The organism is Vibrio sp. DNB22_10_4, from assembly GCF_052879755.1.
In genome coordinates this window covers 179707-192791 of the sequence record NZ_JBNNXW010000003.1, presented here as the reverse complement: position 1 = coordinate 192791, position 13085 = coordinate 179707, and the positions used below count along the sequence as shown (strand labels likewise).

At 43.0% G+C, this 13085-nt stretch carries 8 protein-coding genes; 6 read left to right on the top strand and 2 right to left on the bottom strand.

Going from position 1 to position 13085, the window contains the following annotated elements:
* The first annotated feature begins 39 nt into the window (after positions 1–39).
* The 3 genes from ACVA6Q_RS11790 to ACVA6Q_RS11780 all read left to right on the top strand — a co-directional run bounded on the left by ACVA6Q_RS11790 (position 40) and on the right by ACVA6Q_RS11780 (position 4503).
* The gene (locus ACVA6Q_RS11790) at positions 40–1113 is read left to right on the top strand and encodes a Gfo/Idh/MocA family protein (protein ID WP_446647626.1); all 1074 of its coding nucleotides are present in this window, start codon (positions 40–42) and stop codon (positions 1111–1113) included.
* Positions 1114–1122: 9 nt separating this feature from the next.
* A complete protein-coding gene (locus ACVA6Q_RS11785) occupies positions 1123–2946 on the top strand; it encodes a bifunctional sugar phosphate isomerase/epimerase/4-hydroxyphenylpyruvate dioxygenase family protein (RefSeq protein ID WP_446647625.1) in 1824 nt (607 codons plus the stop codon).
* A 294-nt stretch (positions 2947–3240) separates the two neighbouring features.
* Entirely contained in the window at positions 3241–4503 is a 1263-nt protein-coding gene (locus ACVA6Q_RS11780; protein ID WP_446647624.1) for an amidohydrolase family protein, read from the top strand.
* A gap of 517 nt (positions 4504–5020) precedes the next feature.
* On the opposite strand, the gene ACVA6Q_RS11775 is transcribed toward ACVA6Q_RS11780, so the two are convergent.
* Positions 5021–6373: an MFS transporter gene (locus ACVA6Q_RS11775; protein WP_446647623.1), complete on the bottom strand. Its 1353-nt coding sequence runs from the start codon at positions 6371–6373 to the stop codon at positions 5021–5023.
* Between the two features lie 5 nt (positions 6374–6378).
* Positions 6379–7125 carry a helix-turn-helix domain-containing protein gene (locus ACVA6Q_RS11770; protein WP_446647622.1) on the bottom strand — a complete coding sequence of 249 codons (747 nt, stop codon included), beginning with the start codon at positions 7123–7125 and terminating at the stop codon, positions 6379–6381.
* 473 nt (positions 7126–7598) lie between these two features.
* Here ACVA6Q_RS11770 and ACVA6Q_RS11765 point away from each other — a divergent pair, with 473 nt between their 5' ends.
* The 3 genes from ACVA6Q_RS11765 (at position 7599) to ACVA6Q_RS11755 (ending at position 13074) form a co-directional block, all read left to right on the top strand.
* A complete protein-coding gene (locus ACVA6Q_RS11765) occupies positions 7599–8807 on the top strand; it encodes an anaerobic sulfatase maturase (RefSeq protein ID WP_446647621.1) in 1209 nt (402 codons plus the stop codon).
* A 111-nt stretch (positions 8808–8918) separates the two neighbouring features.
* Positions 8919–11303 carry a beta-glucosidase BglX gene (gene bglX / locus ACVA6Q_RS11760; protein WP_446647620.1) on the top strand — a complete coding sequence of 795 codons (2385 nt, stop codon included), beginning with the start codon at positions 8919–8921 and terminating at the stop codon, positions 11301–11303.
* 106 nt (positions 11304–11409) lie between these two features.
* Positions 11410–13074: a sulfatase family protein gene (locus ACVA6Q_RS11755; protein WP_446647619.1), complete on the top strand. Its 1665-nt coding sequence runs from the start codon at positions 11410–11412 to the stop codon at positions 13072–13074.
* Positions 13075–13085: the final 11 nt, after the last annotated feature.

The following is a 13085-nucleotide window of genomic DNA, read 5'->3' as shown; positions in this document are numbered from 1 at the left end:
CACGCGCCAGAGCGCGTAACGTAAATAAAAGGTCAAAACATGAAACAAGTTAAAATAGCTGTTGCTGGAGCCGGTTTGATCGGAAAAACTCACATCAAACTTGTGTCGGAAAATAATCAATCGACGTTGTCGGCCATTGTTGACCCATTTCCGAGTGCCCAAGCGATCGCGAATGAATATGGAGTGAAAGTTTACTCGAGCTTGGAGGAACTGTTTGCGCAAGACAAACCCGATGGTGTCATTCTTGCCACACCCAATAAACTACACGCGATCCAAGCCCATGAATGTATCCAAGCTGGGGTGCCTGCTATTGTCGAGAAGCCGGTGACCGATTCCATTGATGATGCGATTGAGCTGCTTAAACATGCCAAGCGTGAAGAAGCCAAAATGTTAGTTGGCCATCACCGTGCATATAGTCCGCTACTTGAGAAGGCCAAATCTATTATCGACAGTGGTGAGCTGGGTAAAACCGTGTCGATTATGGGCTGTGCAATGTTTTACAAGCCTGATGATTACTACGATGAAGGCCCATGGCGCAAAGTAAAAGGCGGCGGCCCAATTCTTATTAATATGATCCATGAAATTGGTAATCTCCGTCACTTAGTGGGTGACATTGTTGGCGTTCAAGCGCTCAACTCTAATGCAACGCGTGAATTTGAAGTCGAAGATACCACGGTTATTTCGCTTCGATTTACGAACGGCACACTCGGCTCGTTTTTACTGTCAGACTCTTCAGCAAGTCCTCGCAGCTGGGAGCAAACATCACAAGAGAATAAGTCCTACGCGACGTACGAGACCGAAGATTGCTACCACGTAGCGGGCACCAAAGGTTCGTTGTCTATCCCAACCATGCAAATTAAGACATTCCAAAATGAAGTTACGCCGTCATGGTGGAATGCAATGGAGGAGCGTCAGGAAGAAGTAACAAGAGAAGATCCATTAAAGCGTCAGTTGGAACACTTTTGTGCGTTGATTCGTGGCGATGAAAAGACCCCACGTGTGAGTGTTTATGATGGCCTACAGAACTTATTAGTTGTCGACGCCATTATTAAGGCGACCGAAACAGAAGCGTATGTCTCTGTTCAAGATGTATCTGTATTAATCGATAAATAGGAGCTCAGAATGAAATACTCAATCGCAACGGTTTGTCTATCCGGTACTCTTGAGCAGAAGATGCATGCAGCGGCAAAAGCAGGATTCCATGCTATCGAGATATTTGAAAATGATCTGACTCAATATCGTGGCTCTGCCTCCGATGTAAAGCGCATTGCTGACAGTATGGGCTTGGACATTTTAGTGCTTCAGCCTTTCCGTGATATGGAAGGGATGCCAGATGGTTTGCGCCAGAAGAAATACAAAATGATGGAGCGCAAAATGGAGCTCGCACACCAGCTTGGCACCAAACGCCTAATGATGTGCAGTAACGTACACCCGCGTTCCACAAATAACTTAGACCGCTGCGCGGAAGATCTTTACGCGTTGGCCGAACTGGCTAAGCGTGAAGACTTGGAGCTTGGTTATGAGGCGCTTGCATGGGGACGTCATATTGCTGACTACGATGACGCATGGAATTTGGTGAACATGGTGAACCACCCCAATCTTGGTGTCGTGCTTGATACCTTCCATATGTTCGCACGCGGCAACACGTTAGACACATTACGTAATGATATTCCGGTAGAAAAGATTGCTCTGGTTCAAGTCGCCGATGCGCCAAAAATGCAAATGGACATCTTGCAATACAGCCGACATTACCGATGCTTCCCAGGACAAGGAGACTTTCCGGTCATAGACTTTGTGAAGACGCTGAAGGACAAAGGGTATGACGACTATCTCTCACACGAAGTGTTTAATGATGAGTTTCGAGCCTCTTCCCCTAAAGAGAAGGCCGTTGATGGCATTCGTTCTCTGAAATGGCTAGAAGACCAAACAGACAACTTATTTGAAATGCCGAGTGTGTCTGACCTGAGTTTCATTGAGTTTGCTGTCAAAGATCGAGAGGATAACGCGTTTACTGATGTAATTGAGTCGCTTGGTTTCCAAAAAACGCACAACCATAAAAGCAAAAATGTTGACCTTTATCAGATAGGGGACATCAATCTGATTTTCAATTACGAGAAGAACAGTAATGCGCAAAGCTACCTTGAAGGACATGGTGAGTCGGTATGTGCCTTGGGCGTCTTGACCAAAGATTCAGACCGATTGGCGGAGTTGGCAAAACGCTATAATAGCCCAGCGATATTCCAGGCGCGCCAGGAAAATGAACTAGACATTCCAACGTTAAAAAGCTCAAGTCAGCTTATGATTCATTTACTGGATGAAAATCATGCCGAGAAATTCTACGACGTTGATTTTGTCGCTGTAGAGCCATCTCAGGCCGTCAATGACAACCTATTACGTATCGACCATATTGGTCAGGTCGTGTCGACGGATACGTTATTGTCGAACCTATTTTTCTACAAATCTATCTTTGGCTTTGTTCCTGAAGAGAGCTTTGATCTACCCGATATTAACGGATTGATTACTAGCCGAACCATCAAAAGTCCGAACGAGAAGATTAAGATTGCATTAAACACAACCAATGCTAAGCGCACGTCCGCGCAGAGGTTTCTTAATGAGTCTAATGGAGCGAGTATCAATCAAGTTGCTTTGGAGTGTAAAGATATATTCAAAGCAGCAGAGAACCTTTCGCCTATCTATCAGCTGAAGATCCCCACCAACTATTATCTCGACATACAAGCACAATACGATCTCGATGATGGATTGATTGAGAAGCTGAAACACAACAACATTCTGTACACCGAAGATGAAACGGGCAGCTTTTTCCATTTCTATACAAAAGAAGTGAATGGTCTGTTCTTCGAAGTACTGCAGAGAGTTGATGAGTATAAAAAGTATGGTGAGACCAATGCGTTCATTCGTTTAGCGTCTCAGTCGTACAGCGATTAATGCTCTTGTGACAGCGAATGAATAAGGGTTGATTAGTGACGTTTCTCGGTTGCTGGTCAATTGTTATAAATCTCTCGTCAGTCAACAATTGTTTCGTCAAATAATGTATGTAGATAGAACAAGGTCTGATTCTAAAGCCAACTCGGAAAGAGTTGGCTTTTTTACATCCTCGAAGAAGTAGTTACTGTCGAGTTTGCGCTCTATTGGTGTCGTCAAATGGCCATTTCTGTGTTCGGTGTACGTTTATGATGAGTTCATCAGCTAATAATGCTCAACAGAAACGAGGAACACGACATGAAAAAGCTAATTACTAACGCGAACGTTTTTAATGGTACTGATGACAAGCTTATCGAGAACGTATCGGTTCTTATTGAAGACAACCTGATTACTCAAATTGGCGACGTCGAACCATCGATCGCTGACGAAATTATTGATGCGAAGGGCGGGACCGTGATGCCTGGGCTAATCGATGCTCACGTTCACATCACGTTATCTGAGGGCTTTACAACGCTTGATGCAATGACAAGAGAAGAGATTGCTATCCGTTCAGCGAAAATATCTCAAGAAATGCTGATGCGAGGGTTTACGACTTGTCGAGATGTTGGTGGCAATACGCTTGGTCTTAAAAACGCCATTGATAGCGGATACGCAACAGGACCCCGAATTCTGCCATCTCAAGCGGCAATTTCTCAAACTTGTGGCCATTCAGACTATCGCCAAAATCAAGCGCAAGAGCGCCTAGCTAACGGACATGAAGACTCGCCTTTGATGAAAACAGGTACTTTCAAAGTAGCGGATGGTCGTGCTGAAGTGATGAAGGCTGTTCGTGAGCAACTGTTTTTAGGTGCATCACAAATCAAAATAATGGCTGGTGGTGGTGCTTCTTCAACGTTCGATCCATTAGATACACTTCAGTTCACACTTGATGAAATGAAAGCAGCGGTAGAAGCGGCATCTGACTATGGCACTTATGTAGCAGCGCACATCCACACCATTCCGGCAATGAAAAGAGCAGCCGAAGCTGGAGTTAAGTGCTTTGAGCACGCCACGATTATGGATGACGAAGTTGCCCAGATCATCAAAGAGAAAGGGATTTGGGTTGTACCGTCTTACTTCACGTCATCTTTGATTGCTGAGCGTAAAATTCCGCTACCTAACGAAGAGACGTATCGTAAGACCGAGCGCGTTGGCAAGGCGATGTTTAAGTCAGCCGATTTGATTAAGAAGTACAAAATCGAAAACTTGGCGTTTGGCACTGACTGTGTGGGCACATCGAATGTCCATGAAACTCAGATGCAAGAGCTAGGCGCAATTGAAAAGACGTTCGACACTATTACAGCTCTACGCATGGCAACATCAAACTGTGGACGACTGTTCGAAATGTCTACCTATCAGCACCCATACCAAGAAGGTAAGCTGGGACAAATCGTGGAAGGGGCGTATGCCGACCTTTTAATTATCGATGGCAACCCGTTGGAAGGTGTTGAGTGTGTGATGAGTGATGAGGCTAAGAAAGTGATTATGAAAGACGGTGATATATACAAAAACACGCTGTAGTGATGAGAGAGAAAAGAGCCTAAGTGGCTCTTTTTTCGTTAACTGTACGAATTCAGAGGTAGTTTGAAACTATACGATTGAACAGCTAGAACTAGTTTCCTCACAAAGCTATTCTGTATTTCCGGCACTCTATATAGTAACAAGAGGTTAAGAGAGTTTTGCTCTCTTTTAAAACGGTGAAACCCCGGTGTTGGTAGGAAGAAAATAATCTAAGGTATAACTAATTGATATATATAATGTGGAGGCTGAAAATGGTCGGGGTAGTGGCTGTGATTTTGCGGAAAATCGATCTAATTCAAGCGCCTAAGAATAGAGGGTTAGGGGAATTAGAGTACTGGTTTTTGGTCGAGTGTTAAATCATAGTCGCTGCGGCGGTTATAGATATTTTATGCATTTGTGTCAGGGTTTCTCGAGCGTAGTGCTTCCTTAGTTAAGTTTTGCATACTCAAATTGAGTTTGTCTTTATTCATTCTTGTTACATTTGTTAGTCTTACCAAAACTCGGAAAGAAGGCCTTTCTAGTACATGTTATTTCGCGTGATACTGTAACTCTTCATTACGAGAATTGAGATAAGTAGAGACACAAGAATGGGAAGAAATTTAAATGAGACAAATATCAGGTTCATTTCTCTCGTTATAGTTGCACTTTCTGCATCGAATCCAACGTAAGTCAATATAACTCCAGCAAAGAACACACCTAGCCCACTAAAGATTTTAGAAAAAAAAGTCAATAAACTTTGGGTTGCCGCTGCTGCCGAGATTCCGTATTTTTTCTCGCCATAGTCAACACAGTCAGGTAATAGAACCCAAACTAAGTTTGCACAAAAAACGATAAGTACTTTTAAAAGAACCAGAAAAGCCAAACTAACATGTGCTGAATAGTATAACGAAGAATAGAGCGCTACACAGAGAAGAATGATTGTCAATTTACAGCTTGAAATATATACAAACTTTTTGTCTGAATGACGAATTAACTTGGGAACAGCTAAAATAGCGATTGACGATAGAGCTACCACGAGGCCTTGATAGATAGGAAATAATGATTCTTCCTCCAAGTAGTAAATGAAGAAGTAGATTGCGGTCGCTCCCTCTAATGTAACAGAGAACATAAAGCAACTTTGACAAATAATCAATGCAACTAGAGGCTTATTCTTCGTCAAGATTGTATTATAACTAGTAATAGAGAATGGTTTGTTACAATTGTTACAATTGTTACAATTGTTAGAGTTGTTTGCTGATTGATCTTTGTTTCTAGAACCATGCCATGAAATATAAAATAGGCTTACGACTAAAAATGAAATCACTAGAGCGGTAACTTGCCAGCCATCATGTCCACCACCAAAGTATTCAGCAATATACAATGGAAGAAAGCTAGCAAAGAATCCGACCGCGATTCCAATGAATTGCTTACAAGTGATCATTAAGGCTCTTTCGTCATAATGGTTCGACATTTTTACCGTCAAACCATTGTAAGCCATGTTACAAAAAGACAGAGCTATTGAAAAAGTAACGACAGCGAGATAATTGAAGATGGTTGATATGTCATCACTAAAACTATGACTTGAAAATATAAAATAAATGCTTAAACCAAGAATTGGAGAAAAGACCGCAATGTAAGGGCGGTATTTTCCTTTGCCAAAGTTAAACTTAAAATTGTCAATAATATATGCTGCGGTAATGTCAAATATAGCATCAACGATCTTCATGACTAAAATAAGCTTGGCTGCCTGGGAGGCCTCTATGCCGGATATATTAGTAAAGAAAAAAAGTAGATAGGTAGTTGTAAACTGAAATATAGCACTTGATGCTCCCCCACCAGCACCAAACTGCACGATTTCCGCCTTGGTTAGAGCTTTAGTTGAACTACCCATTTGTTTTAAAAGAAATCCTTATAAGCATTGATTAATTGGGGTAAAGATGAGTTAACGTTAAGATCCGTTTTGGGTGTCCAACATTCCGCCACAGCGAGTACACCAACAAACTTATTATCCACAAAGACCGATATGGCACTGCGTCTTACACCATTCTCGTTAAAATTGTTGTCAGCATATGAAGCTTCGTCACTCATTTGATTAATCTCTTCTTGGAGCTTCTCCAAAGGTATGGCGATCTTCTTTCCTTTCTTTCCATAAGTCCAAGCAACATCGTTTTCAGGTGCTTTATCTCCGTAGCAGCGCTTACCAACTCGGTAAACTGCGTCCACTTCTCCTCCCCAGTTCCTTACGAAACCTTCTTGAGCCCAAACACGACGCTCTTTCAAGGGGCTCAATGTTTTTTTCATCACCATGCCGCTTAGTGTAGGTACATACCACTCGGAGGTATAACCTAGTTGCTTACTAAGGTAATTCATTGCCTCAAACAACTTATCGTCGAAACTAGATCTTGAATCCGCAGCTTGAACAATTTGATAATTGGTTTTATATAGCTTTGCTTCATCTTTAACGACAAGGCCTAACATTTCTAGAGTTTCTAAAATTCTCGATAACGTTGCTTTTGGCACTTCAGAGCTCTTGTATAACTGATCTAGGCTTGCACCTTCATTGTTAGTTGAGAGACATTTCAATACCCAGAGTCCACGCGCGCAAGCTGGTGTTGGGTAACTATCGTATTTGTTGTAATTCATAGGAGTCATAGCTAGATTTTAATGACCCGATTATACATCAAATGGGGACTAAAGCCTCATTGCGGTCAGGTTTATCAACACCTATGCGCCCGGAAATGTAACTTTCTATCTCAACTGCCACTAACAGCGGCGCATGAAAGAGTCCTCTTCAACGAAACGCAGGGTGCCAACTTCATCTACTAGTCCCAGTGGAACCAAAGTCGCTAGCCTATGCAACGGTTAAGTTGTTACTCACGGGCTATAACCCAGTCAATTTGTCGAACAAGCTTTGACAAAAAGTATCAAGCCAATAAATCCGAATTAGACTCAAATCGCGATCTTGACTCACTTAGAACCGAAATTAGATGACGGCAGTCACATTTTGTCGGATGTACCGTTGATTGAGATTCCATAAATGGTAAATTCCGCTCACGAAACGCAGGGAGGTGTTGAAAGAGTATTGTTATTGACGTTGTTTTTGAGCATGAGATCCTATGAGTTCAACCAAGTTCCACATCATGGCGAAGCCTGCCAGTTTTAAATGCAATCTGAAATGCGATTATTGTTTCTATCTAGAGAAAGAAAATTTCATTCAAGAAACCAATGACTACTATCTAATGTCAGATACTAGTCTGAGAAGCTATATCAAAAACTACATTCGTGATTGTGATCTCGATGTGATTGATTTTGCTTGGCAAGGTGGTGAACCAACATTAGCTGGTTTAGACTTCTTTAAACGCGTAGTTAAATATCAAAATAAATACGCAAATGGAAAACAGGTTACAAATAGTTTCCAAACAAATGCAATTTCAATAAATAGTAAATGGGCAAGGTTTTTCTACGAAAATAAATTCTTACTTGGAGTTTCTATTGATGGACTTTCTGATGTACACGATAGGTATCGTATATCTATTAACGGCAATCCAACTTTTGAAAGAGTAAAAAGTTCAATTGAGCTATTGATTGACCATAAGGTTGAGTTTAACACCTTAACGGTAGTGAACGATAAGAATTGGCATCGCGGCAAAGAAACATATCAGGCATTAAAGTCTATGGGAGTGAAGCATATGCAGTTCATTCCTATTGTCGAGGTAGATCAGAATGCTACAGGATGTAATGGCGCGAATCAGTCAATCAACAACATCAATGAAATGGCTTCTTTCTCGGTGCCGCCTCATGGTTTTGGGGTATTCCTATCTGACGTGTTTGACCAATGGGTCCGTGCAGATATCGGTAAAATTTATGTTCAGACGTTTGAGAGCATACTGTCAACTTGGATTGGTTATGGTGCGACAATTTGCCATCACTTAAATGAGTGTGGAACGTCGTTGGTACTCGAACATAATGGCGATCTATATTCGTGTGACCACTACGTTTATCCATCACATAAGCTTGGCAATATTCATGATACAAGCATTGAAAAATTGGCTTCAAGTAAAAAGCAGGTTCAATTTGGCAAAGCTAAAAATAAAAAAGTACCAGAGTTGTGTCGTCGATGTGAATATTATTCACTTTGTAATTCAGGTTGTCCAAAGCATAGAATATTTAAGTCTAATAATGGTAAATACAAAGAAAACTATCTTTGTGAATCTTATAAGTTGATTTTTTCTAAGACATCGCCAGCAATGAAGATGATGGTTCATCAAATTCAAAGCGGGGGTTCTCCAAGAAATATAATGGCTCTGTATGCCATGAGTAATTAAATAAAAATAATTAAATATAGAAAGTATTAGGTTATGCAGTGAAAAAATACCTGCAGGGCTTTTCACGCCTTTTAAATAAAAATTTATTCATTTAGCCGGAGATAAAAACTAATGAAAACCACTCTAAAGCGCAGCCTTTTGGCGCTTAGTATTTCAGTAAGCTTGCCTGTAATGGCTCAAACCATGTTTAGCGATGTTATTAATGTTGAGCCTACAGAGCCTGCATCAGTTGCTATTTGGAATGATGATAAAGCAGAAATGGATGCTTTCATTTCTGACCTAATTTCAAAAATGACGATTGAAGAAAAAATCGGTCAGCTTGATCTACAAAGTGGTACTCGAAATGTAACGGGTCCTTCGGTTAACGAAGAGTACGAAGCGCAGATTCGTCGTGGTGAAGTTGGCGCAATTTTCAACTCATACGGAGCTGAGTGGACGAAAGAGCTACAAAAAATGGCTGTCGAAGAGACGCGCCTAGGTATCCCACTTATTGTAGGTCATGACATTATTCACGGTCACAAAACCATTTTCCCACAATCTATTGGTGAAGCGGCGTCATGGGATCTCGAAGCAATCGAGCTAGGTTCACGTATTGCAGCTCGTGAAGCGGCTGCTGATGGCATTATGTGGACATTTGCACCTATGGCTGACATCACTCGTGATCCACGTTGGGGCCGTGTTTCAGAAGGTGCTGGTGAAGATGCATTTTTAGGTTCCGCAATTGCAGCGGCTCGCGTTAAAGGTTTCCAAGGTGACGACCTTTCTGACGTCGACACTGTAATGGCGACGGCAAAACACTTTGTTGGTTATGGCCTTTCTCAAGGTGGACGTGACTACCACACAACAGATGTATCGGATCACGAGCTGTGGACTACTCAAATGCCTCCGTTCAAAGCGATGGTTGATGCCGGTGTTGCAACCTTCATGACATCGTTCAACGATCTAAACGGTATTCCTGCAACTGGCTCAAAGATGCTTCTTACTGACGTATTGCGCGATCAGTGGGGCTTCGAAGGGTTTGTTGTAACTGACTACACTGCAATCAATGAACTTGTTCCACACGGTTACGCCAAGGACGACAAACACGCGGCAGAAATTGCATTCAACGCCGGTGCAGACATGGACATGGTGGGTCTGCTTTACCTCAACTACATGAAAGAACTGGTTGAGGAAGGAAAAGTGAACATGGAACAGATCGATAACTCTGTTCGTCTTGTTCTTGAGATGAAGTGGCGTCTAGGCCTATTTGAAGACCCATATCGTTACGCAGATGGTGAGCGTCGTGCAAACGAACTGCTAAAAGAAGAGAACTTAGAAGCAGCTCGTGACATTGCTCGTAAGTCATTTGTTCTATTGAAGAATGGACAGAATGCACTTCCTCTAGATATCGATAACATCGACTCGATTGCACTGATTGGTCCAATGGCAGATCGTACAAACGATATGATTGGTAACTGGTCGGCAACGGGTGATCGTCAGACAGTACCAATCACGATTCGCCAAGGCTTAGAAACACGTTTGGGTGATGATGTTCAAATCAACTACGCACAAGGTGCGACCCACTCATACATCTACAACGCCGAAGATTATGAAGTGAAGAAACACTTAAGAATGCTTCCTTCTGTCTACGAAAACGATCCAACGCTTGAGCAAAACATTCAAGAAGCGATTGAAGTAGCGAAGAAATCAGACGTGATCGTGGTTGTGGTTGGTGAAGACTGGCGTATGTCAGGTGAAGCAGCAAGCCGCACTGATATCACTCTACCAGGTAACCAACAGCGTCTGTTGGAAGAGCTGAAGAAGCTAGATAAACCAATGAACGTTGTCGTGATGAGTGGTCGTCCGAATGACCTTACGTGGTTGGACGAAAATGCTGACAGTATCCTACACGCATGGTACCCAGGTACTTCTGGTGGTCACGCGGTTTCTGATGTGTTGGTGGGTGACTACGCACCATCGGGTAAACTTCCTATGAGTTTCCCGCGTTCAGTGGGTCAGGTTCCTGTGTTCTATAACGAAAAGAACACGGGTCGCCCATATGACGCTGACAACCCAAATCAGCGTGCTGAACACTACAAATCACGCTACGACGATTCAGACAACACACCGCTATACGCTTTTGGTCACGGCTTGTCTTACGCATCATTTGAATACAGCGATATTAAGCTTTCATCCGCAACCATGTCGATTGATGGCGAAATCAAGGTATCGGTTGACGTAACCAACAACGGTACGCATGCAGGTGAAGAAGTTGTCCAGCTTTACACGCGCCAAATGGTTGGCTCGATTACTCGACCAGTTAAAGAGCTAAAAGGTTTTGAGAAGGTTCATTTTGAAAAAGGTGAGACCAAAACAATTAGCTTTACTTTGAAAGCTGAAGATCTTGCCTTCTACCGCGTAGGCATGGACTGGGGTGTAGAACCAGGTGATTTCAAAGTCTTCGTTGGCACGGCTTCGGATAACGTTAAAGAAGCAAACTTCGTTGTCACTGAATAATTAGCACCAATTAGTACAGAACAAAGCACCACGTGTTCCATGGAACACGTGGTGAAAAGAACCCCCCGTAGCAACACAAACGTACTTCTTAAAAAAGGTATATAACTTGAACAAGAAAATACTCTCGTTGGTAGTGGCTGGTGCGTTAGCGCAAACCGGTTGCTCCACTGATGTAGATAACAAGGAGAACTTGGCTGTTCAGCAAGAACATGAACGACCAAATATCCTATTCATCATGTCTGATGACCACGCAGTGCAAGCATTGAGTGCTTATGGTCATGAGATTTCAAAAATTGCCCCGACACCGAATATCGACAGAATCGCAGCGAGCGGTGTTAAGTTTACGAGTTCGTACGTAACGAACTCTCTTTGTGGTCCTTCTCGTGCTGCAATGTTTACCGGTAAGTTTGGCCATAAGAATGGCTTTAACTACAACGGTCAAACCTTTGATGGTACGCAAGACCACTGGGCCAATAAATTGCAAGATTCTGGCTATACCACAGCGATGATCGGCAAATGGCACATCAACCGTATTCCAGATGGCTTTAAGTTCGACCATTGGGATATTTTGAACGACCAAGGTGAATACTATAACCCAGACTTCATCACTCCAGAGGGTGTTGAGATGGAGATGGGCTATACCACAGACTTGATTACCGACAAGGTTATTGCTTGGTTAGATGAAGGACGTGATAAAGATAAACCATTCGCTCTACTGATGCACCATAAAGCGCCACACCGCAACTGGATGCCAGCGCCGCGTCATACACAGACGTTTGCCGAAACTGAGTTTCCGGTACCAGAGACATACTTTGACGATTACGACGGTCGAGTCGCCGCGCAAAATCAAAAGCTCAATATTTATCGCGATACGCAAGAAGGTCATGACTTGAAGATGACCACAGGCGTTGGCGAAACGGAATGGCGTCGTGATATTTGGCCGCACTTGCTAGAAAGGTTAACGCCAGAGCAGCGCGCTGAGTGGGATGCAGCCTACCAAGAGCGCAACGATTGGTTTAACGCCAACGAAGCGGACATGACTGAAGAAGAGATCGCAATTTGGAAGTACCAGCGTTACATGCAGGACTACCTAGCGACGATTAAAGCGGTCGATGAAAGTGTGGGTGAAGTGCTTGATTACTTAGAAGAGAACGACCTGACCGACAACACCTTGGTTGTGTACACGTCTGATCAAGGCTTCTTCCTAGGTGAGCATGGCTTCTTTGATAAGCGATTCATGTACGAAGAGACCTTCTCAACGCCGCTTGTTATGCAGCTTCCTGGCCGCATTGCACCGGGCACGGTTGTGGATGAGTTGGTCCAAAACATCGACTACGCCCCAACATTCATGGAGCTAGCGGGTGTTGAAGCCTATCCAGACATTGATGGTGAGTCATTGGTTGAGTTAATGACTACGGGTGAAGCAGAAGAGTGGCGCTCTAGCCTGTATTACCACTTCTATGAGCTGCCAGGTTTCCACCGAGTGGCGCGTCATTACGGTGTGAGCGATGGCGATTACAAGCTGATTCACTTCTACTTCCCAGATGATAACTGGGAGTTCTATGACTTAAGTAAAGATCCTAACGAGATGAATAACGCGATTGATGATCCCGCTTACAAGCAAGAAATCGCACGTATGCACGAAGAGTTAGAGTCTTTGAAGAAGCAGTATTCGGTACCGCCAAAAGAAGAATGGGAATCGATGGATCTCAAGCGCAAGCCAAAAGAACGCTTAGAAGATTTGTTCCCTCATAGCTTCGAGAACAAATAGTAGTTTTTCAA